This window comes from Pseudomonas sp. LBUM1655 (assembly GCF_059716085.1).
On the sequence record NZ_CP166801.1, the window covers coordinates 3,518,304 to 3,539,241 of the forward strand.

Annotated in this window: 19 protein-coding genes; 12 read left to right on the forward strand and 7 right to left on the reverse strand. The window is 60.4% G+C overall.

Annotation, left to right across the window (positions count from 1 at the left end; translation table 11 throughout):
* Positions 1-15: 15 nt before the first annotated feature.
* The gene (locus ACA074_RS15625) at positions 16-567 is read right to left on the reverse strand and encodes an RNA polymerase sigma factor (RefSeq protein WP_187678595.1); all 552 of its coding nucleotides are present in this window, start codon (positions 565-567) and stop codon (positions 16-18) included.
* A complete protein-coding gene (locus ACA074_RS15630; RefSeq protein ID WP_497679334.1) occupies positions 564-1,229 on the reverse strand; it encodes a secretin and TonB N-terminal domain-containing protein in 666 nt (221 codons plus the stop codon). Before ACA074_RS15630 ends, ACA074_RS15625 begins: the two co-directional genes overlap by 4 nt.
* A 207-nt stretch (positions 1,230-1,436) precedes the next feature.
* Between ACA074_RS15630 and ACA074_RS15635 the strand changes: the two genes are divergently transcribed.
* On the forward strand, positions 1,437-1,781 hold the full coding sequence (locus ACA074_RS15635; protein ID WP_497677319.1) for a hypothetical protein: 345 nt from the start codon (positions 1,437-1,439) through the stop codon (positions 1,779-1,781).
* A gap of 212 nt (positions 1,782-1,993) precedes the next feature.
* On the opposite strand, the gene ACA074_RS15640 is transcribed toward ACA074_RS15635, so the two are convergent.
* Both ACA074_RS15640 and ACA074_RS15645 read right to left on the reverse strand, forming a co-directional pair.
* Complete coding sequence (locus ACA074_RS15640) at positions 1,994-2,434, reverse strand: carboxymuconolactone decarboxylase family protein (RefSeq protein ID WP_497677320.1); 441 nt, start codon at positions 2,432-2,434, stop codon at positions 1,994-1,996.
* A gap of 55 nt (positions 2,435-2,489) precedes the next feature.
* Positions 2,490-2,759: a hypothetical protein gene (locus tag ACA074_RS15645; protein WP_497677321.1), complete on the reverse strand. Its 270-nt coding sequence runs from the start codon at positions 2,757-2,759 to the stop codon at positions 2,490-2,492.
* On the opposite strand from ACA074_RS15645, the gene pdxR reads away from it, so the two are divergent.
* The 4 genes from pdxR to ACA074_RS15665 all read left to right on the forward strand — a co-directional run bounded on the left by pdxR (position 2,748) and on the right by ACA074_RS15665 (position 6,149).
* Positions 2,748-4,181: a MocR-like pyridoxine biosynthesis transcription factor PdxR gene (gene pdxR / locus ACA074_RS15650; RefSeq protein WP_497657466.1), complete on the forward strand. Its 1,434-nt coding sequence runs from the start codon at positions 2,748-2,750 to the stop codon at positions 4,179-4,181. The genes ACA074_RS15645 and pdxR overlap by 12 nt on opposite strands.
* A 123-nt stretch (positions 4,182-4,304) precedes the next feature.
* Positions 4,305-4,598 (forward strand): putative quinol monooxygenase, encoded by a 294-nt coding sequence (locus tag ACA074_RS15655; RefSeq protein WP_401266946.1) that lies wholly within the window; start codon positions 4,305-4,307, stop codon positions 4,596-4,598.
* Positions 4,599-4,796: 198 nt separating this feature from the next.
* Positions 4,797-5,198, forward strand: a complete 402-nt coding sequence (locus tag ACA074_RS15660; RefSeq protein ID WP_489879420.1) for a cupin domain-containing protein — start codon at positions 4,797-4,799, stop codon at positions 5,196-5,198.
* 237 nt (positions 5,199-5,435) lie between these two features.
* Positions 5,436-6,149: an ATPase gene (locus ACA074_RS15665; RefSeq protein ID WP_497677322.1), complete on the forward strand. Its 714-nt coding sequence runs from the start codon at positions 5,436-5,438 to the stop codon at positions 6,147-6,149.
* Between the two features lie 174 nt (positions 6,150-6,323).
* Here ACA074_RS15665 and ACA074_RS15670 read toward each other — a convergent pair whose 3' ends face one another.
* The 3 genes from ACA074_RS15670 to ACA074_RS15680 all read right to left on the reverse strand — a co-directional run bounded on the left by ACA074_RS15670 (position 6,324) and on the right by ACA074_RS15680 (position 13,093).
* Complete coding sequence (locus tag ACA074_RS15670; protein ID WP_497677323.1) at positions 6,324-11,219, reverse strand: NAD-glutamate dehydrogenase; 4,896 nt, start codon at positions 11,217-11,219, stop codon at positions 6,324-6,326.
* A 480-nt stretch (positions 11,220-11,699) separates the two neighbouring features.
* On the reverse strand, positions 11,700-12,671 hold the full coding sequence (locus ACA074_RS15675) for a hypothetical protein (RefSeq protein WP_497677324.1): 972 nt from the start codon (positions 12,669-12,671) through the stop codon (positions 11,700-11,702).
* Positions 12,672-12,946: 275 nt separating this feature from the next.
* Complete coding sequence (locus tag ACA074_RS15680) at positions 12,947-13,093, reverse strand: hypothetical protein (protein ID WP_497677325.1); 147 nt, start codon at positions 13,091-13,093, stop codon at positions 12,947-12,949.
* Positions 13,094-13,453: 360 nt separating this feature from the next.
* Between ACA074_RS15680 and ACA074_RS15685 the strand changes: the two genes are divergently transcribed.
* The 7 genes from ACA074_RS15685 (at position 13,454) to ACA074_RS15715 (ending at position 20,921) form a co-directional block, all read left to right on the forward strand.
* Positions 13,454-13,807, forward strand: coding sequence for a hypothetical protein (locus ACA074_RS15685; RefSeq protein WP_497677326.1), 354 nt, complete (start codon positions 13,454-13,456; stop codon positions 13,805-13,807).
* 271 nt (positions 13,808-14,078) lie between these two features.
* Positions 14,079-15,038 (forward strand): AAA family ATPase, encoded by a 960-nt coding sequence (locus tag ACA074_RS15690; RefSeq protein ID WP_003218556.1) that lies wholly within the window; start codon positions 14,079-14,081, stop codon positions 15,036-15,038.
* 5 nt (positions 15,039-15,043) lie between these two features.
* Positions 15,044-15,988, forward strand: coding sequence for a DUF58 domain-containing protein (locus ACA074_RS15695; protein ID WP_187678607.1), 945 nt, complete (start codon positions 15,044-15,046; stop codon positions 15,986-15,988).
* The gene (locus ACA074_RS15700; protein WP_497677327.1) at positions 15,985-16,482 is read left to right on the forward strand and encodes a DUF4381 domain-containing protein; all 498 of its coding nucleotides are present in this window, start codon (positions 15,985-15,987) and stop codon (positions 16,480-16,482) included. Before ACA074_RS15695 ends, ACA074_RS15700 begins: the two co-directional genes overlap by 4 nt.
* Positions 16,475-17,554 (forward strand): vWA domain-containing protein, encoded by a 1,080-nt coding sequence (locus ACA074_RS15705; protein ID WP_187678609.1) that lies wholly within the window; start codon positions 16,475-16,477, stop codon positions 17,552-17,554. The genes ACA074_RS15700 and ACA074_RS15705 overlap by 8 nt, the downstream gene beginning before the upstream one ends.
* On the forward strand, positions 17,551-19,287 hold the full coding sequence (locus ACA074_RS15710) for a vWA domain-containing protein (protein ID WP_497677328.1): 1,737 nt from the start codon (positions 17,551-17,553) through the stop codon (positions 19,285-19,287). Before ACA074_RS15705 ends, ACA074_RS15710 begins: the two co-directional genes overlap by 4 nt.
* Entirely contained in the window at positions 19,284-20,921 is a 1,638-nt protein-coding gene (locus ACA074_RS15715) for a BatD family protein (protein ID WP_497677329.1), read from the forward strand. Before ACA074_RS15710 ends, ACA074_RS15715 begins: the two co-directional genes overlap by 4 nt.
* The last annotated feature ends 17 nt before the right edge of the window (positions 20,922-20,938 follow it).

Consider the following 20,938-nt stretch of genomic DNA (forward strand, 5'->3'; position numbering starts at 1 on the left):
CGGATTAATCGGGCACTACTCTGAAGACGGTTTTCCGGCCCCGCGACCGAACCGCTGAAACACTTTTCTTTCAAGTTTGGCGGCGCAATGGCCCAAGGCAGCCTTGATTTCCTTCTCGACCATGCGCGTGGAAATGCCAAAGCGCTGGGAGATTTCCAGGTGCGGCGCCTCTTCCAGACGTGCCGCGATGAAGATCCGCCGTCGCCGCGCCGGCAGTTCGTATAGCGCCTTGAGCAACGACTGAATTTCCTTTTGCCCACCGACCACCCGAGCCGGGTCGAGCGCCTCGTCACCGATTTGCAGCAGCTCTTCGACCTCGGTGCCGGTGAGCAGGCGCGCATCGGCCTGGCGCCGGTCGGCGGCGATGTTCAGGGCCATGCGATAGAGGTAGGCGTTGGGCCGGGCGATATTGGCCGGCGTCTCCATGCGATCAACGCGCAGGTAGGTTTCGTGCAGCACGTCGTTGGCCAGATCCTCCGAGCCCAGACGCCGACGCAGGCGCACCCGAAAGTCCTCGTAGGACGTCAGGAACAGTTGGACCAGCGAACCTTGTCCGGTGTCTTTCATCCCCCGGAAACTCCTTCCCATGTGGTGCATTCCATGCGTTTTCCTGACGACTCCGGTAACAACAGCAACGTGACGGGCTGACGCAAGGCGCTGGGCGTCGGCCGGTCGATCCTGAGATTGCGAAAGCTTTCCACCAGCGCGGTATCGCGCCGTACATCACCGGTCGAAGTGACCAACCGGTTGTGTTGCACCAGGCCATCGCGCCCGACCCAGACCTGCAACACCGCGCGATAACTGCCCGGACGGGTCAGCGGCGACCGGCACAGGTTGCGCTCAATCGCCGCTTGCACTGCCGTGGCGTAACTGCGACTGACGGCCACGCTTTCGGGCGACTGTTTTTGCGTCGGCGCTGGCACGTCTTCGACCTGCGCCACTTGCAAAGTGAACGCATCGTCACGGGCATAGCGCGCCATCAAACCACTGCCACCGAGCAGGCGGCGCAGCGCGTCGGCAGCGGTGTATTCGCCATCCACCGCCAGGGAGCGTCTACCGCGACTCAACTGGCTGTCGACCAGCACCGCCACACCGGTGGCGTGGCTGTACTGATCGAGCGCCCGGGCCAGATCCTGCGCAGGAATGTGCAGCGTCATGCGCATATCTGCCGGCACCGGGTCCGCTGTCGCAGTGCCCGTCAGCCAGGCAAGCAGCACCCCCAGACCCAGCCGGCGCACAAGAGTCGTTGAACGCTGAAGACCGTCCCTGGAACTGCCTCGCTGCACGGCTGACGTATCCCTGAAAATCGTCATCCTGAGGGCTGTTTATGAATCTGGTGTGACGGCCACTGCAAAAAAACCATCACGGGATTTGCGCACGGCGTGCACTAGACTTCTTCCATAGCGCGGCCCCTTCGGGCCGGCCAGGAGGCCTGCATGAAATCACTGTGGAAAATCGCCCTTGGCGGGCTGTTGCTGAGCGCATTCACCAACGCCCACGCCGAGCAACCGCTGGGCTGCGTGGAAGTGACGGTCGGCGGCTACAAGGCGCCGAATTACGACTGCCTGAGCCAGCAGATGGGCAACAACCCCGAAGGCGCGGCGGCGGCGGAAAAGAATCAGGAGGCGCTGAACGTGCCGGTGAACAAGCGACCGCCGAATACGCTCGGGCTGGCAACACCGGCCGCGACCAGTACGCGGATGGGCAACACCTTTGGCGCATCGGTGAAACCGCAGCGCCCACCAGCCAACACTGCAACCTCACCAATAATCAATAAATGAATCAAACACCTGTGGCGAGGGGATTTATCCCCGATCGGCTGCGCAGCAGTCGCGAACCCGTTACACCGGATGTGCCTGATGTACCGAGTCGCAACGTTTTGGGGCTGCTGCGCAGCCCATCGGGGATAAATCCCCTCACCACAAGGAATACCTCAATCACTGGAAATACCTCAGTCACAGGGTTATACGTCAGTCACAGAGTTATGCGTCAGTCAGTCGCTCGGGGTTTGGCGAAAGCTCACCGCCAGCCGATTCCAGCTGTTGATGGTGGTGACGGCCATCGTCAGGTCGACCAGTTCCCCTTCGTTGAATTGCTCGCGTGCCTGCTGATAAACATCATCCGGCACATGACTTTCGGCGAGCAGCGTTACCGCCTCGGCCCACCCCAGCGCCGCACGTTCGCGGGGATTGAAGAAGTTGCTGTCGCGCCACACCGCAATCGCATACAAACGCCGGTCACTCTCCCCGGCCCGTCGCGCGTCCACCGAATGCATGTCGGTGCAGAACGCGCAGCCGTTGAGTTGCGAGGCGCGGATCCTGATCAGTTGCAGCAGCGGCTGCTCGATGCTCAGGTTGCTGGTCAGCGCCTCCATGGCAATCATGGCTTTCATCGCCTTGGGCGAAGCGTTGTAGTAATCCAGACGCGGGGGCATGGCTGTTCTCGGTAGACGGAATAATGACTTCACCGTAAACGCCGACAGCGACGCATTACAGCCCCAATTGCACGGAAAACCGGCACACCACTGCATCCCGGCCAAACACAAATCCCGTGTAGGAGCTGCCGAAGGCTGCGATCTTTTGATCTTGCTTTTGTTTATAAAAAACCAAAGTCAAAAGATCGCAGCCTTCGGCAGCTCCTACAGGGATTGGGGCCAATTTGGGGATTTTCGGGTGCGCAACTATTGCCGATCCCGCAACAGCGGTAATCTGGCGGGCACGCCAAACAGCCCCCGGAGCCGCGTCGGTATGGAACTTCACGTTGTGATCAACGGCCGCAAGGATCTGGCTGGTCAGTTGTATCAACAACTGCGTGGTGCCATCGAATCCGGGCGTCTGGCCGCTGGCACACAGTTGCCGCCCAGCCGCTTGCTGGCCGAGCAACTGGGGATTTCGCGCAAGACCATTTCCGACACCTACGCGCAGTTGACCTACGAAAATTTCCTGACCGGCGTGATCGGCAAAGGCACCTACGTCAACGCACGCCCGGCGCAAGTCCAGCGCAAGCAAAGCCACACCGAGCTGGCCAGCGCCGAGGTGATCGAGCGCTGGAGAAACCTGCCGGTGTTCCTGCGCCACCCGACGCTGGAAGGCTCGTTGCGCTACGACTTCATTGGCGGTGCCACCAGCAAAGGCCAGTTTCCCCATGACGACTGGCGCCGCTGTGTCTCCCACGCCATGCGCCAGATGGCCGGTTCAAAAGGCTTCTACAGCGCGCCCGAAGGTTTGCCGGCGCTGCGCAATGCGATTGCCCGGCACATCGCGTTTTCCCGTGGGGTGAACTGCCAGGACGAAGACATTGTGGTGTGCAACGGCGCGCAACAGGCGCTGGACCTGATCACTCGCGTACTGATCAGCCCCGGCAGCCGGGTGGCGATGGAAGATCCGGGCTACCCGCCGGCCCGTCTGCTGTTTGGCACCCACGGCGCGGAAGTGGTCGGCGTGCCCGTGGATGCCGAAGGCATTGTGGTTGAGCACATTCCCGAGGGCACGCGGCTGATTTACGTCACCCCGTCGCACCAGTTTCCCCTGAGCATGCCGATGAGTCCAGCGCGTCGCGAAGCCTTGCTGGCCCGCGCCCATGAACTGGGCGCAATCATCATCGAGGACGACTATGACAGCGAGTTTCGCTACGAGGGCCGGCCCACCGACTCACTGTTCAGTCTCGACCAGCGCGGCATCGTCGCCTACGTCGGGACCTTCTCTAAAACACTGCTGCCGGAGCTGCGGCTGGGTTATGCGATCCTGCCGCCGGCGATTCTTGAAGCGGTGATCCGCGCCAAGCAACTCACCGACCTGCACGCCTCTACCCTGCCGCAATGGGCGCTGGCGAAGTTCATCGCCGAGGGCTGCCTGCTCAAACATATCCGCCGTTGCCATGCGATTTACGCCCAGCGCCGCGAGCGGATTCTGGCGCGCATGGCCAGCGATCTGTCGCCGTGGCTTGAGGCCGTGCCACCCAGCGCCGGATTCCACATGGCCGCGCTGTGCAAGAAGCCGATCGACCTGCCATTGGTGATTGAGCTGGCGAAAAAGGTCGAAGTCGGGCTGTACGCCATCGACGGTTTCTATTATCAGCAACCGGTGAAAAGCGGTCTGTACTTCGGCTTTGGCGCCATCGAGACGCTGGACATCGATATCGCACTGGATCGCCTGCGCGACATCCTTCAGCAAGTCGCTTGAGTGATTGGCCTAACGGATTAACCGCCGATTGGTTATTGGTGATACGGGGTGGCAGGCCTATCCTGCACAGGCGTTATCCCTCAATGAGCAGGATTCGTCCGGCCTGATTCAGGAGTGTGAGCAATGTCCAACGAAGTGATCAACACCGTCCAGGTGCAGGCCGCCGCCGGCCGCTCGGATGAACTGGGCAGGCAACTGCAGAAGATCGTCGAAACTCTGCGCGAAACGCCGGGCTGCGACTCCTATATGGTCGACCGCTGCCCCGATGACAGCCACCGCTGGACGGTCAGCGCCCATTGGCAGTCGGAAGCGGCGATGCAGGCGCATTTCAACCGGCCCGAGGCGCAGGGGTTTATCGATTTGATCGATAGCCGGTTGGCCAATAGCGTGGATTTCAACAGTTTTCCTATCGTTTAGAAGCAAGAGCAAAAGATCGCAGCCTTCGGCAGCTCCTACACCGATTTCTGTAGGAGCTGCCGAAGGCTGCGATCTTTTGCTTTTGATCACCCCGCAGATCAGATTGGTCACCCGATCTTCCCGAATATTGGCCGTTTGAATGCGCCACCCCGCGCACTACTGTGATCACCTAAATCCCCACTTCACAGGTGATCCGCCATGAAAGCCCTGCACGTCCTCGCCGCCGCCCTCGCCTTGACGATTTCCGCCTCGGCGCTCGCCCATGACTCGTCCGAGAAAGTCACGGTGCTGCAAGACCAGATGCTGAAAAACGCCCCCGGCAAAAAGGCCATGATGATCGAAGTCGACTACAAGCCCGGCCAATCGTCCATCGCCCACAAACACGAGGGCACCGCCATGGCTTACGTGCTGGAGGGCGAAGTGATTTCCCAGGTCAAGGGTGAACAGCCGACCACTTACAAGAAGGGTCAATTCTGGTACGAACCGGCCGGCTCCGAACATCTGGTGTCGAAAAATGCCAGTAAGAGCAAACCGGCGAAGTTGCTGGTGTTTATGGTGTTGGCCCCGGGCGAGCAGGTGTTGATCCCCCTGAAAGACTGATGGCTGTCTGGCCAGCCATAAATAAAAAGGCTCAAATCACTGATTTGAGCCTTTTTATTGCTCGGCGCAATTAACCGATGCCGTTTAAAGCAAATGAAACTATCCACGCGTTAATAAACCGACAAATTGTCAGCTGCCTTACAGGTTCTCCGGTTTAGTCTGAATTAACGCCGAGCGCCCTTTTAAAACTCGGCAATTGCAACTTTCCGACTGAGGTTGTTTTACGGGAGATCCACCATGAAACTTGCGTTGGCCAGTACGTTGGTAATTTCCGTTTTAGCCCTCTCCGCCTGTTCCGTACCCACCGCTCCCCAAGCGGTCTCATCCCTTGACACGCTACTGCCCCATCCGACCGGCCGCAGCAGCGCCACTCAGGTGAAAAGCGGTCCCGGCGTCGCGCTCGGTGTCGTTTACAGCCCAAGCACCCAAACCAATCGTGAATACCTGCGCGACTATCAGGCCAATGCCGGCACCGGTTTCGGCCAGAGCCTGCTGGTGCAACCGATCCATGACGCCTATGTCGCGACGTCAAAACCGGACATGGCGGTGGAATGGGTCAACGCCTCGTTACAGCGCCAGTTCGGATCGGTAACGGTCTACCCGGACATGCAAAGCCTGCGCGCGGCCAGGCCGGATGTGGTGGCAATCATTGGCACCCACAGCCAATTGATTACCTCGCGCAGTTCCGATATCAAGGCGGACGTGAGTGCCGATTTTTATGATGCACAACTCAACTACATCGGCACGGCTAAAGGCTCGGAAGCTAAAGAACTGACGCCGATCTGGGCAGACTTCAAACGTTCGGAAGAGATTGTTGCTGACATCAATCAACAACAAGACGTTCAAGTAAGGGCATTGCAGAAGTTTGACCAGTCGCTCAACAATTTAGTGACCAGACCGGCGGACAAAGTGTCGATGCTGGATAGTAAACAAGGTCAGAAGTTGTATTGAATGTAAGGGCCCTTTCGCGAGCAGGCTCGCTCCCACAGGGGACTTGTGTCGATCACAAAACCAATGTGGGAGCGAGCCTGCTCGCGAAGGGGCCAGACCAGACACCACAAAACCTTCAGACATAAAAAAGCCCCGGCATCTCACGATACCGGGGCTTTTTCATTCAACGCTTACTTAAGCCAGCTCAGGCTCGGCATTGGCAGTGACAGGTGCCACCACCGCTTGCCCGCTCAATGCCAGATCCAGCAGCTCGCGGTTGGCGACCGCATACATGGCGTAGTCCGTGCCGCTCGCAGCACGGATTTCCACCAGCATGGCGCGCCAGCGCGAGATCATGCCTTCGTGCTGTTCCATCCACAGCGCCAGACGTGCTTCCACGTCCTGAGTGCCGTCGCCCTGTTGCAGGACGGAGATGGTGATCGCACGTTGCTGCCAGTCGACGTCATCACGGAACGCTTCACGGGCCAGGGCCTGCCAGTTGTTTTCAACCGGCAGAGCACTGATCTGTTGCAGGTACCAGGTGATATCCAGCGCACTGCCCACGGCGAAGTAGGCCTTGGCCACTTCGGCAGGGTTCTGGCCGGTCACGTCGGAGGCTTCGATGATCGGCAGCAGGGTGTACAGGTGCGAGGTACCCGCGACCATACGCGCCAGCAACTCCGGCACACCGGCTTCGACGTACGCCTGATAACGCGCCTGCCAGTTTTCACGGATTTCGCCGCTCAGCAGTTCGTCGAGCTTCAGACCCAGCTCTTTCAGGTGCGGACCGAAGTGCGCGGTGTCACGGGCAGCGTTCTGCTCGTTACGACGGGCACGCAGGAACCAGCGCGTAGCACGGCGACCCAGACGCATCAGCTCGTCCATCAGCTCCAGTTGCACGTCAGCGCTGACTTGGTAGTCCAGCGCTTCGATCTGACGGAACCAGTGCGGGAGGTGGAAGATGTCACGCACGATCACGTAGGCGCCAGCCACGTTCGCCGGGCTCATGCCGGTCGACTCTTTGAGTCGTTGAACGAAGGTGATGCCCATGTGGTTGACCAGATCGTTGGCGATCTGGGTGCTGACGATCTCGCGCTTCAGGCGGTGACGACGCATGGCTTCGGAGAACTTGCTGACCAGGGTCGGCGGGAACGCCGTTTCCATGTCGCGGGTCAGGTAATCGTCGTCCGGCACCAAGGAACCCAGCAGCTGTTCCTTGAGGTCGATCTTGCTGTACGAAATCAACACCGACAGCTCAGGACGGGTCAGGCCATGGCCTGCCGCAACGCGCTCGTTGATCTGCTCTTCGGTCGGCAGGAACTCGATGGCACGGTCCAGCTTGCCACGGCCTTCCAGATCGCCCATCAGACGCTTGTACTCGGCGATGCGCTCGTAGGCACGACGCGCCGCCAGGGACAGGGCCTGAGTCTGCTTGTAGTTGTTGCCCAGCACCAGACCACCGACTTCGTCGGTCATGCTCGCCAGCAACTGGTTGCGTTGCTTGTCGGTCATGTCGCCGGCCTGAACCACTTCGTTCAGCAGGATCTTGATGTTTACTTCGTGGTCGGAGCAGTCCACGCCACCGGCGTTGTCGATGAAGTCGGTGTTGGAACCGCCGCCATTGAGACCGAATTCCACACGACCCAGTTGGGTCATGCCGAGGTTACCGCCCTCGCCCACAACCTTGCAGCGCAGTTCGTTGCCGTTCACGCGCAGCGCATCGTTGGCCTTGTCGCCGACATCGGCGTGGCTTTCGGTGCTGGCCTTGACGTAAGTACCGATACCGCCGTTCCACAGCAGATCTACCGGCGCCTTGAGCAAGGCGTTCAGCAGTTCGGTCGGGGTCAGCTTGTCGGCCTTGATGTCGAAGCGTTCTTTCATCTGCGGCGAGATCGCGATGCTCTTCGCGCTGCGCGAGAAGATACCGCCACCTTCGGACATGATGCTGGTGTCGTAGTCGGTCCAGGCCGAACGCGGCAGGTCGAACATGCGCTGACGCTCGACGAAGCTGGTCGCCGGGTTCGGGTTTGGATCGATGAAGATGTGCAGGTGGTTGAACGCGGCAACCAGTTGCAGCTTGTCAGACATCAGCAAGCCGTTACCGAACACGTCACCGGCCATGTCGCCGACACCGACCACAGTGATGCTGTCTTCCTGAACATTGATGCCGCGCTCGCGGAAGTGGCGCTGTACGCCAACCCACGCGCCTTTGGCGGTGATGCCCATTTTCTTGTGGTCGTAACCGGCCGAACCACCGGACGCAAATGCGTCACCCAGCCAGAAGCCGTAGTCGATGGCGATGCCGTTGGCGATGTCGGAGAAGGTTGCAGTGCCCTTGTCCGCTGCCACCACCAGGTACGGGTCATCGTCGTCATGACGCACGACGTTGGCCGGCGGTACCAGCGCGCCGTCTTTCAGGTTGTCGGTGATGTCCAACAGACCGGAAATGAAGATGCGGTAGCAGGCGATGCCCTCGGCCGCGATCTCGTCACGGCTGCCGCCCAGTGGCAAGCGACGCGGCAGGAAGCCGCCCTTCGCACCCACTGGCACGATGACCGAGTTCTTCACTTGTTGAGCTTTAACCAGACCGAGGACTTCGGTACGGAAGTCTTCTTCACGGTCGGACCAGCGCAGACCACCGCGAGCCACGTTACCGAAGCGCAGGTGCACGCCTTCAACGCGTGGCGAGTAAACGAAGATTTCGAACTTCGGTACTGGCTTCGGCAGCTCAGGAATGGCGTGCGGGTTGAACTTGAAGCTGAAGTACGACTTGTTCTGGCCGTTGGCATCAGTCTGATAGAAGTTGGTGCGCAGGGTGGCTTTGATCAGGTCGAGGTAACGACGCAGGATGCGGTCTTCGTTGAGCACCTGAACGTCGTCCAGTGCGGTCAGAATCGCTTGTTCCAGACGCTGTTGCTTGTCTTCCAGGTCATCGCTGCCCAGTTTGCGCGCCAGGTAGAAACGGGTCTTGAACAACCGGGTCAACTCGCGAGCGATGTCGGTGTGGTTGTTCAGGGTGCTGGCGATGTAACCCAGATCGAAGCCCAGACGGATCTGCTTCAGGTAACGGGCGTAAGCGCGCAGCAGCGCCACGTCGCGCCATGGCAGGCCGGCAGTCAGTACCAGACGGTTGAACGCATCGTTCTCGGCATCGCCGCTGACGATGTGGATGAACGCGTCCTGCAGGGTGTCGTTGAGTTGCTGGATGTCGAGGTCCAGGCCTTCAGCGGCAGTGAACGCGAAGTCGTGAATCCAGAACTCGCGGCCATTGGTGTGACGCAGGCGGTACGGGAACTCGCCCAGCACGCGCAGGCCAAGGTTTTCCAGAATCGGCAAAACGTCGGACAGCGCCAGCGGGGTGTCAGCGTGATACAGCTTGCAATGCAGCTCGCGTTGACCAGATACCTGGCCCAGCGGCTGATAGAAGCTCATTACCAGCGGATTTTTTTCGTTCAGGCTCAGCAGGTGCTGCATGTCGACCACGGCCGAATGCGCGGCGAAACGCTCGCGGTAGCCGGCCGGGAAGCCTTTCGGGAAGTCAGCCAGCACGTTGGTGCCGTGGGCTTCGCCGAAGCTTTCGACGGTCAGTGCGGCGTAGTCGTCCTGCCAGCTGCGGCAAGCCTGTACGACTTCTTTTTCCAGCAGCAGCGGGTCCATGTCGATGCGGTTTTTCGGGTCGACACGCAGGATCAACTGCACGCGGGCCAGCACGGACTCGGAGAAGAACGTCCAGAACTCGCAGTCGGTGGCCTTCAGGCGCTCCATCAGAACCTGCTGGATTTTCTGGCGCACTTCGGTGGAATAGATGTCGCGCGGCACGTAGGCCAGGCAGTAGCAGAAGCGACCATACGGGTCTTTGCGCAGGAACACGCGGATCTTGTTGCGTTCCTGGATTTGCACGATCGACATCACGGTGGTGAACAGTTCGTCAACCGGAGTCTGGAACAGGTCATCACGCGGCAGTACTTCGAGAACCTGCGCCAGTTCCTTGCCCAGGTGAGCCTTGGACTGGAAGCCGGAGCGGCGCTCGATCTCTTCGACCTTGCGGCGGATGAACGGGATGACCCGCACGCTCTCGCCATACACCGAGGAGGTGTACAGGCCCATGAAGCGGTGTTCCTTGATGACTTTGCCGTCAGCGTCGATTTCACGGATCGACACGTAGTCCGGGTAGGCCGGACGGTGTACGCGGCTCGGGTGCGCAGCTTTGGCGAACGACAGCAGGGTCGGCTCGCGCAGGTAGTTCACCGCGTAGTCTTCGATGTGGCGGTCTTCGTTGGTCAGACCGGTGCGCAGCAGTTTGGTCAGGCCGAGGAAGGAGTTCTGGTCGTACTCGATGTGGCCACCATCGGCCTGATCGGTGACCACGAACTCTTCGTAGCCGAGGAAGGTGAAGTGGTTGCCCACCAGCCATTCCAGGAAGCTTTTGATTTCGGTCTTTTCGTCGGCATCGACGGCGAAAGCGCTGTTGTCGAGCTTGGTGAGGATTTCCTGCACCTTGGCTTTCATCGGCTCGAAATCGGCGACCGCGACGCGGACCTCACCGAGAACCTGTTCCAGCTCTTTGCTCAGCACATTCAATTCGGCCGCGTTGGCGCAGCGGTCGATTTCCAGGTACATCAGCGACTCATGCAGGACGCCTTCGCCGGTGCTGCCTTTTGGCAGGACTTCCAGCAACTCGCCCTTGCTGCCACGACGCACGCTGAGCACGGTGGTTTGCAGGGTGTGGATGCTGTAGCCGCGGCGGTTCAGTTCAGTGCGGACCGAGTCGACCAGAAATGGCAGGTCATGGTGCAGCACTTCGACCGCGGTGTGGGTCGACTGCCAGCCATGACGCTCGTAATCGGGGTTGTAGACGCGCACTTGCGGTTGCGCGTGATCGAAGCGCTCAAGCAGGCGCCACGCAGAAAGAGTACAGCCAGCGAGGTCGGAGAGGCGACGTTGAGTCAGCTCGTCCAGGGAAATGATGCCGAAGAATTGTTCAGCGAACAGCGCCACTTGTGGCAGTGCCTGTTCACTGATGTGCTGCGCCAGTGCCGCTTGCAGTTGGTGCTGGAAGTCGGCTTTGCTGGCTGCGGTGAAGAACGCCATCTGTGGTACTCCGCTTAAGCTTGTTATTGATGGAAAGCGTCGCGTGCAACACCCCTTCCGGGGCTTGAGTCACCCTGCTCCTGATTCTCGGGCAGAGGAAACAGGGGGACAGGTGGGTGAAGCTGGACGAGACACTCAGGTCACATTCACCTTCCATTGAATGGGCATCTGCAAAAACGACTGTCAGGACCGCCGACAATGCCTTTACGGGTGCTCATCCGATGCGCAGCTTAATGGGTGCGACAATGTGTCTGCTTGCGGTGCTGCGACATATTCGGTCATTGGCACGTAAACCGAGGCTTTGGCACCGGTAAACACTAGCATTCGTGGCGCAGAACGTCGGGTTGAATGCCCGTATTTACGGGACATTCGTGCCAGGTGCAGACCTTTTGCCGCTACATATCCAGAAACGAAAACGCCCAAGGCCGTTCTATCGACCTTGAGCGTGACATCGGGTTCAGCGCCAGCGGTTGACGCGGGTCAGTCCGGCAACTCTTCGTAAGCCTTGAATTTGCTCACGGTAGCGCAGTCGTAACACATCATCTGCAAGGTCATCTTGTCCATGCTGGCGTCGATATTGCTCGAGTCGCATTCGCGGCAGAACAGTTGCAGATGGCCGACCAGATCAGCATCGAAAGCTGTGCCAGAAAAGAACTGTGGCACCAGCTCATCACGCCAATACATCCCCGGGGATTTGGAAAACCCCGCTCCGCTGTCTTTGAGCACGACGTCATACAACAATCGATGCAGGGCTGATTGCGGCACTCGCGAGTCGCGGTGAGCGTTTTTGCGCCAGTTTCGCGCCAGGGCATCCTGTGCCGTCCCGAGCATGTTACGCGGGATGGTATTGGACGCGTGGTTGCGCCCCTTGGAGTTACCGGTTGCGTAGAAATGCGCGGCATTTTTTACCGCCAGGCGCGCGAAGTAATAGAGCTGGCTCACCGAAAAGTCTTGCAACAGCTGCCCCACGACCGTTTCGGCACGGGCTTCGGCGGTGAATGCAAAACTCACTTCATTGGCCAACACATGGATGTATTGAATCGACTCCTCCCGGGCCAGATTGAAGATCAACGAATAGAGCTCGGTTTTCCACGCTGGCTGAACGTTCCCGGACAATTCCTGATACAGCGCCAGGTACAAACTGTCGCGCGTACTGCGTACATCCCCCTCCACCGCAACGTTAGGTCGCCAGCGCACGGCTGAATAATCGCTGATAGAGCAGCCATCCGTTCGATCAAAGGCTTTGATATCGGAATCCGTCGCAACAGCCAATACGCCGGTCTCGTGAAGATCTTTCAGCAGTTCCTCACTGGCTTCGTCGGTCGGCGCAAGGGATTCGCCTCTGGATGGCGCGCTCAGCGGCGCAATCCATTGAACATTGGCGCCATTGCCGTCGTCGAGCAAGGCCAGCAATGCCAGCTTTTGTACAAAACCCAGTTTTGTGTAAGGCACTGTGGGGTTTGACGCTCCGTAGCGAACCTCAAGCTCGAGACGATCGCGCTCTGCCTGAGCCGCCAATTGCTGCTGGCGAACCTTGAAGCATTCCTTGCACGTACAAGGTGTGCGTCGAACATTCACGCCTGTCGCAAAATAACGATGCTCGCAACGTACGCACTTGAACGGGTTGCGCAGCGTTACAGGGGTGCCCCTGGCATGCCGACGAACCCACATCGGCAGATCGCAATAGGGGCACGTGAGGTCTTGGCTGACGATTGGCGGCAGCACTTTCAACAAGCTGCGCACAGTCGAGGGGATTCGGAATTCGGCCAAGAGTGCGGCACTTTTTCCCCCTCCAGATAACGCTGATAAACCTGCTCGATCTGTTCTTCGGTCAAGTGTCTGACTTCTTCGGCGAGCTCAAAATATTGGTGCATGAAAAGAGGTCCTTTTCTTTCAGTTTTCGTTAAGCACTCCTTTGCGTTCGAACGGCGAAAATAATCGCTAAAGTGCCGCGAAAACAAGCGAAAACCCATAAAAACACCGAAAAACCCCGCCAAAACAAATGCCTTACAATGCCGTCGGATATTTCTCTACCGGTGGGCGGAAGTGGATGAAGGAACACCCCTACATTTTTCATCCACTGAGCGTCAAACGAGCTCTTCAATCAGCTTTTCAATTGGGTGGTGCAGGTTTTTTCCAAAAGGAATTGAACATGGCAGCAGCGTAAATGCGCCGTGACTGGCAAAATCGCGTTTTCCCTTGCACTCATTACGCCGCCCACCAGGAATCCCCCCATGCAAATGACCACCGCCCTACTGATCGTCAACCCGTGCGACGACGAAGAAGACAACATGGCCATGCTCTGCTGCCACAGCGACAAGGGCGACATGTTCCTGATGAGCCGCTACCCGGACGAGGATGAGCTGGAGATCACACTGGATGGCGAGCCTTCGACCCTGGATGGTGTGAAAGTCACGCTGACCTCGACCCTGCTGAAGATCGAGATTGGGGCGGCGGATGCCGATGCGTTGAATGGGGATGATGTGCTGGAGATCAGCTTTAACCCGGATATGGTGGACATGGATGAGGTTGTCGAGACCTTGAAGAATATCCTCGACGGGACGGGTACCTTCATTAACGAAGTTTGATGGTGTCTGGGCTGGCCCCTTCGCGAGCAGGCTCGCTCCCACATTCGAACAGCGTGTACACCGTCAATGTGGGAGCGAGCCTGCTCGCGAAGGGGCCCTGAAGAACACTGCACCTCTCCCGCACGACAAAAATCCAACAATTGCGACGATCATTTCCCGTATTTTGCGCAAAATGCCGTTAGTCGCCACCCCCCGCGATGGATTAAAGTAACGCCCCCAGCCCCGGCGTTATCCGAACGCCCGTGGCCACCCTTTCCAGGAACAGTCACCGATGGAACATCGTGAAGCGCTGCTGGCGCTGCGAACCTTTCTTTCAACGCAGATTCTCGGCCAGGAAAAACTCATCGAGCGTTTGCTCATCGCCCTGCTCGCCGACGGCCACATGCTGGTCGAAGGCGCACCGGGTCTGGCCAAGACCAAAGCGATCAAAGAGCTCGCCGAGGGCATCGAAGCCCAGTTCCATCGCATTCAGTTCACCCCTGATCTGTTGCCCGCCGATATCACCGGCACCGAGATCTATCGCCCGGAAACCGGCAGTTTCGTGTTCCAGCAAGGCCCGATCTTCCACAATCTGGTGCTGGCGGACGAAATCAACCGTGCCCCGGCCAAGGTGCAATCGGCCTTGCTCGAGGCCATGGCCGAGCGTCAGGTCAGCGTCGGACGCAGCACTTACGAGCTATCGCCGCTGTTCCTGGTAATGGCCACGCAGAACCCGATCGAGCAGGAAGGCACCTATCCGCTGCCGGAAGCGCAGCTCGACCGCTTCCTGATGCACGTCAAGATTGGTTTCCCCGATGCCGCCGTTGAACGCCGGATCCTCCAGCAGGCCCGTGGCGAAGCACTGAACGGCGAGACCAAGCCCGAGCGCCGGGTCAGCCAGCAGGCGATCTTCGCCGCGCGCAAGGAAATCCTCGGTCTGTACATGGCCGACGCCGTGGAGGAATACCTGGTGCAACTGGTCATGGCCACGCGCACGCCGGCCAAGTTCGATCCGGAAATGGCCGAGTGGATCGCCTATGGCGCCAGCCCACGCGGCTCGATCGCCCTCGACCGTTGCGCCCGGGCCCACGCCTGGTTGGCCGGGCGTGATTTCGTCAGTCCGGAAGACATTCAAGCCGTGCTGTTCGACGTGTTGCGTCATCGCATCATTCTGTCGTTTGAAGCCGAAGCCGCCGGCATCGATCAGGATCGGGTGGTGCAGCGGATTCTCGACGTCGTAGCCGTCGCTTGACCCCCATGAACGCCCCCCTGCCGTCCGAACCGGGCATCCGCATCAGCCTCGCCGAGCTGATCGAGATGCGCCACCGTGTGCGCGAAGTGCAGCTGTTTTCCACGCCGAGTCAGCGCAGCCCGCTGATCGGCCTGCATCACTCGAAATTCCGCGGGCGTGGCGTCGACTTCGATCAGGTGCGGGTCTATCAGGCCGGCGACGACGTGCGCACTATCGACTGGCGCGTGACGGCGCGCACGCAAGAGCCGCACACCAAGCTCTTCCATGAAGAACGCGAACGGCCGATCTTCATCATGGTCGAGCAAAGCACGCGGCTGTTTTTCGGCTCCGGGCTGATGTTCAAATCGGTGCTGGCGGCGCAAGTGGCGGCGCTGATTGGCTGGGCCGCGCTCGGCCATAACGACCGGGTCGGCGGGCTGGTGTTCGGCGATAACGAGCATTACGAAATCAAGCCACGGCGCAGCAAGCAAAGCCTGCTGCAATTGCTTAACCGTTTGGTGAAGGTCAACCAATCGCTGCACAGCGAGCGTGTGCCGGATCGCGATTCCTTTGGCGTCGCCCTGCGCCGTGCCCGCGAAGTGCTGCGCCCGGGCAGTCTGGTGATTGTGATTTGCGATGAGCGTGCGCTATCCGACAGCGCCGAGCAGCAACTGAGCCTGTTGTCGCGCCATTGCGATCTGCTGATGCTGCCGCTGTCCGATCCGCTCGATCACGCCCTGCCCGCCGCCGGGCTTTTAAGATTCGCCGAACGCGGCGCACAACTCGAAATCGACACCCTCAACTTCGACCTGCGCCAGACCTATCGCGCTCAGGCTGAAGCACGCATCGCCCGCTGGGAATTGCTCGCGCAAAAGCTGCGGGTGCTGCTGATGCCATTGAGCACGCAGAGTGAAATGGTCGAGCAGATGCGCGAGTTCCTCAATCCGCAGCGTCCGGGGAAAGGTCGATGAACGGCCTCGAACAACTGCAACCACTGATGTCCCCCCCCCCGATAGCCTTCTGGCCGCCGGCACCGGGCTGGTGGCTGCTGCTTCTATTGCTACCGCTGCTCGGTTTCGCGGCATGGCGTCTGCGCCGTTTCATCCCGATCAAGAAACGCCCGATTGTGCGAGCCGAACAGCCGCTCGATCCGGTGCGCATCGCCGCCCTCGCCGAACTGGCACAAATGCCCAAACCTTACGACGGCGCGCCGGCCGGGGCCTGGCTGCAACAACTCAACGGTTTGCTCAAACGCCTGTGCCGCAACCACTACCCCTATAGCCAGAGCCACACGCTCAATGGCCGCAAGTGGCTGGCGTTTCTCGACAACCGCTGCCCGGCGGCGGGCCTGACGCGCTGGATGGTGTTGGTCGAAGGCGCCTACAAACCGGAATGCAAACTCGACGACAAGGCCATCGCCGGCCTGACCCAAGCGGTCGACACGTGGATTCGCAAGCATGTTTGAATTCGCCTGGCCGTGGATCTTTGTCCTGTTCCCGCTCCCTTGGGTGATGCGCCTCGTGCTGCCGGTGGCCGACAGCGGCGAGCCGGCGCTTAAAGTCAGTTTCCTGTCTGATCTGGAAGGTCTCGCCCGCCGCCGTGCTCGGGCCAACCTGCCGGCGTGGCGTCAGCAGGCCCCGTTCATGCTGCTATGGCTGTTGCTGTTGACCGCCGCCGCGCGTCCGCAATGGCTCGGCGAACCGTTGCCGATTGCCGCCAGCGGTCGTGATCTGTTGGTGGCGGTGGACGTGTCCGGCTCGATGGATTTCCCCGACATGCAATGGCAGAACGAAGACGTCAGCCGACTGACTCTGGTGCAACACCTGCTCGGCGACTTCCTCGAAAGCCGCGACGGTGACCGCGTAGGCTTGATCCTGTTTGGCAGTCAGGCCTACCTGCAAGCACCGCTGACCTTTGACCGCCACACCGTGCGCGTCTGGCTCGACGAAGCGCGGATTGGCATCGCCGGCAAGAACACCGCCATCGGCGACGCCATCGGTCTGGCGCTGAAACGCCTGCGCATGCGCCCGGCGCAGAGCCGCGTGCTGATTCTGGTCACCGACGGCGCCAACAATGGTGGTGAAATCGATCCGCTGACCGCCGCAAGACTGGCCGCCAGCGAAGGCGTGAAGATCTATCCGATCGGCATCGGTGCAAACCCTGAAGAAAGCGGTTCCACCGCTTTGCTCGGGGTCAATCCGAGCCTGGATCTTGACGAGCCTTCACTCAAAGCCATCGCCGAAGTCACCGGCGGCCAGTATTTCCGCGCACACGACGGTAAAGAGCTGCAAGCGATCAAGGAAACCCTCGACCAGCTCGAGCCGGTGACCCAGCAACCGACCCAGGCGCGGCCGGCGCAAGCCTTGTATCAGTGGCCGCTGGCGCTGGCCCTGTGGCTGAGCCTGTTGTTGGTCGCCCGTGAATTGTGGCCCGACAACCCGTTGCAACGCCTGTTCACCAAGCAGCTATATCTGCAAAGTCCGCTGCCTGACTGGCGCGAGCGTCTTAAGCGCTTGCGTCTGCGGAGGCGCCGATGATCGCCCTTTGGCCGCACTGGTTCCGTCCGTGGTGGTTGTTGCTACTGCCGCTGCTCGGCTGGTTGATCTGGCAGCTCTGGCACCGCCAGAAGCGCGCCGGACGCTGGCAGATGATTCTGCCGCCAGCGTTTCACGCCACTCTGCTCAGTGGCGGTAACGGTCGTGAAAGTAAATTGCCGTGGGTCGCTCTTGGCGTTGCGTGGTTGCTGACGATTCTGGCGCTGCTCGGCCCGAGTTGGGAGCGCGTCGAACAGACCAGCCAGAAACCCGCCGACCCGTTGGTGGTGGTGCTGGAGCTGACCCCGGAAATGCTCGCCACCGATTCACCGCCGACGCGACTGGAACAGGCGCGGCGCAAGCTGTTCGACCTGTTGCAGGCGCGCAGCGATGCGCAAACCGCTATCGTCGTTTACGCCGGCAGCGCCCACACGCTGGTGCCGCTGTCAGATGACCTGGCGACCAGTCGCAACCTGCTCGATGCGCTCAAGCCATCGTTGATGCCGGAAAGCGGGCATCGCGCTGATTTGGCGGTGAGTAAAGCGCTGGCCTTATTGAAGCAAGGCGCGCTCGGTCAGGGCCGGATCCTGTTGATCGGCTCGTCGCTGAGCGAGGAAGAACGCCAAGGCATTCACCGCGCACTTAGTGGGCAATCGGCGCAATTTTTGATGCTCGGCATCGGCACCGCCGAAGGGGCACCGATCGCTCAGGAGGACGGCAGTTTCCTCAAGGACGAACAAGGCGCGATTCGCGTGCCGCAACTCGACAGCCCGGGCCTTTCGGCGTTCCTCAACAGCGTGGGTGGTGAATACCAGCCAGCCCGCCTGGACGAAGGTGATCTGGGTGCGCTCGGCCTGCTCAACGGCCCGCGCAGCTTGCGCGATGACGGCCAGACCGTGCGTCTGGATACCTGGGCCGATCAGGGTTACTGGCTGCTGTTGCCACTCTTGTTGCTGGCTGCGTGTGCGGGGCGACGCGGCTGGTTGTTCTGCCTGCCGTTGCTGTTCTGCCTGCCGCAACCCAGCTACGCTTTTGACTTCGAAGACCTGTGGCTACGCCCCGATCAACAAGGCCTGCACTTGCTCAAACAAAAGCGCCCGGCCGAAGCGGCGCAACATTTTGCCGATCACCAGTGGCAAGGGGTGGCGTTGTACGAGGCCGGCGACTACAGTGGCGCCGCCCAGCGTTTCGCCGAAGGCAGCGATGCTCGCGCCCACTACAATCGTGGCAATGCCCTGGCAAAAAGCGGTGAGCTGGAAGCGGCAATTGATGCTTATGAGCAGGCACTGGAACTGCAACCGGACTTGCGCCCGGCGCAGACCAACAAGGCGCTGGTGGAAAAACTGCTGAAGCAGCAGACCACGCTGCCGCCCAGCGAGCCGGAGACCCAACCGTCGGAGCAAAATCTGCCTGGTGATGAACCGCCGCCAGCGACTACGCCACCACCGGCAGTAAAAAGTGAAACCCAGAGCGAGGCCCAGCCCGCCGAGTCAGCCAACGAACCGCCGCCGACTTCCCCGCCGCAACCGGGCCCCAATGAAGTGCCGGGCAGCGAACCGGACGAAGAACAGAACGAGGTGCCGCTGCTGCATCCCGGCGAGGGCAACCTCGAAGGCGAACAACGCCAAGCCCTGGAGCAATGGCTGGGCAAGATCCCGGACGACCCGGGCGAACTGCTGCGACGCAAATTCTGGTACGAACAGCAACAACATCAGGATCAGGAAAACACTCGATGACCCGCTTCACCGCTCTCTTGCTGCCACTGCTGATCTGCACAGCCACCGCCCAGGCGGCCGAGCTGACGGCCAGTGTGGATCGCAGTCGCCTGAACTCCGGCGAGACGGTCGAGCTCACCCTCGAAACCAGCGATGTCACCCAGTTCGGCAAACCCGACCTGACGCCGCTGGAGACACAGTTCGAAGTGCGCGGCACGCGGCAAGTCAACCAGCTCAACACGCTCAATGGCGCCGACCGCGCGACCACACGCTGGATTATCACCCTGCTGCCGAAAGAGAACGGCAGCGTGGTGATCCCGCCATTGCAAATGGGTGACGCACAGAGCCAGCCCATCACAGTGCAAGTGGTCGAGAGCGATACCCGCGAAGACAAGAACAGCCTTGATCCGGTGTTCATCGAGGCCAGCCTCGACCAGTCCAGTGTCTACGTGCAGGCCCAGGCGATCCTGACCCTGCGCATCTACCATTCGGTGTCGCTCTACGACGACAGCAGCCTGACGCCGCTGCAACTCGCCGATGCGCGGGTCGAGCAACTGGGCGACACCCGCACTTATGAGAAAGACATCAACGGTGTGCGCCACGGCGTGATCGAGATGCGCTACGCGATCTATCCGCAGCACAGCGGTTTGCTGACCATCGCCCCACAGACGTTCAGCGCGACGCTGGTCGACACTCAGCCCTCCCAGGACGCGACCGCGCAAGGGCCGAAACCGGGCAAGCTGCTGCGGGTCAGCTCCACGCAGATTCCACTTACGGTCAAACCCAAGCCACTGACCTACCCCGCCGATGCGCCATGGCTACCAGCGCGCAGCCTGAGCCTGAGCGAAAGCTGGAATCCCGAGCCCGAGCACACACAGGTCGGCGACTCCCTTACACGCAGCCTGACGCTGAAAGTCGAAGGCCTGGCCAGTTCACAACTGCCGGCGCTGCCCGCCACCGAAGTCAACGGCCTGCGCCGCTACCCGGACCAACCGGTGCTGAACAACCAGAGCAGCGACCGTGGCCTGATCGGCAGCCGCGAAGAACGAGAAGCACTGGTGGCCAGCCGCAGCGGCTCGATTGAATTACCGACAGTCGATGTGGTGTGGTGGAACACCTTCGAAGATCATCTGGAACACACCAGCCTGCCGGCGCGCACCCTGCAAGTGGCGAACAACCCGAGCCTGCAAGTCGATACCCCGACCGGTAGCCTGCAACCGAGCACGGTCGATAACGATGTGTTGTGGTGGTGGAAACTCAGCACCCTGATCCTCGCCTGCACCACCCTCCTTGGCTTCGGCCTGTGGTGGCGCGCGCGCTGGCAACCGGCAGTCCATCGCGCCGCACAAACCGGCCCGAGCCCACGCACCTTGATGGACGATATCAAGCGTGCCAGCCAGGCCAACGATCCGCAGGCGACTCGTCAGGCGCTGGACGCATGGGCGCGTCAGCAGCCGGAAACGCTGGCGGATATGGCGGCGCGGTTTGTACCGTTGTCGGATGCGCTGGATGGGCTTAATGGTGCGCTGTACAGCGAGACGGGCCAGCATTGGCAGGGTGAGGATTTGTGGCGGGCAATCCGCACGATTCCGGCGGCGGAACGGGCGCAGGACCCGGTGGGTGACAGCGGGTTGCCGCCGCTTTATCCGAAGTAAAAAGCAAAAGATCGCAG

Excerpts from the sequence above, each read along its gene's own strand:
- ACA074_RS15625 (WP_187678595.1), bottom strand. The coding sequence starts at position 567 with ATGAAAGACACCGGACAAGGTTCGCTGGTCCAACTGTTCCTGACGTCC.
- ACA074_RS15635 (WP_497677319.1), top strand. The coding sequence starts at position 1,437 with ATGAAATCACTGTGGAAAATCGCCCTTGGCGGGCTGTTGCTGAGCGCA.
- ACA074_RS15640 (WP_497677320.1), bottom strand. The coding sequence starts at position 2,434 with ATGCCCCCGCGTCTGGATTACTACAACGCTTCGCCCAAGGCGATGAAA.
- pdxR (WP_497657466.1), top strand. The coding sequence starts at position 2,748 with ATGGAACTTCACGTTGTGATCAACGGCCGCAAGGATCTGGCTGGTCAG.
- ACA074_RS15655 (WP_401266946.1), top strand. The coding sequence starts at position 4,305 with ATGTCCAACGAAGTGATCAACACCGTCCAGGTGCAGGCCGCCGCCGGC.
- ACA074_RS15660 (WP_489879420.1), top strand. The coding sequence starts at position 4,797 with ATGAAAGCCCTGCACGTCCTCGCCGCCGCCCTCGCCTTGACGATTTCC.
- ACA074_RS15665 (WP_497677322.1), top strand. The coding sequence starts at position 5,436 with ATGAAACTTGCGTTGGCCAGTACGTTGGTAATTTCCGTTTTAGCCCTC.
- ACA074_RS15670 (WP_497677323.1), bottom strand. The coding sequence starts at position 11,219 with ATGGCGTTCTTCACCGCAGCCAGCAAAGCCGACTTCCAGCACCAACTG.
- ACA074_RS15680 (WP_497677325.1), bottom strand. The coding sequence starts at position 13,093 with ATGCACCAATATTTTGAGCTCGCCGAAGAAGTCAGACACTTGACCGAA.
- ACA074_RS15685 (WP_497677326.1), top strand. The coding sequence starts at position 13,454 with ATGCAAATGACCACCGCCCTACTGATCGTCAACCCGTGCGACGACGAA.
- ACA074_RS15690 (WP_003218556.1), top strand. The coding sequence starts at position 14,079 with ATGGAACATCGTGAAGCGCTGCTGGCGCTGCGAACCTTTCTTTCAACG.
- ACA074_RS15695 (WP_187678607.1), top strand. The coding sequence starts at position 15,044 with ATGAACGCCCCCCTGCCGTCCGAACCGGGCATCCGCATCAGCCTCGCC.
- ACA074_RS15700 (WP_497677327.1), top strand. The coding sequence starts at position 15,985 with ATGAACGGCCTCGAACAACTGCAACCACTGATGTCCCCCCCCCCGATA.
- ACA074_RS15705 (WP_187678609.1), top strand. The coding sequence starts at position 16,475 with ATGTTTGAATTCGCCTGGCCGTGGATCTTTGTCCTGTTCCCGCTCCCT.
- ACA074_RS15710 (WP_497677328.1), top strand. The coding sequence starts at position 17,551 with ATGATCGCCCTTTGGCCGCACTGGTTCCGTCCGTGGTGGTTGTTGCTA.
- ACA074_RS15715 (WP_497677329.1), top strand. The coding sequence starts at position 19,284 with ATGACCCGCTTCACCGCTCTCTTGCTGCCACTGCTGATCTGCACAGCC.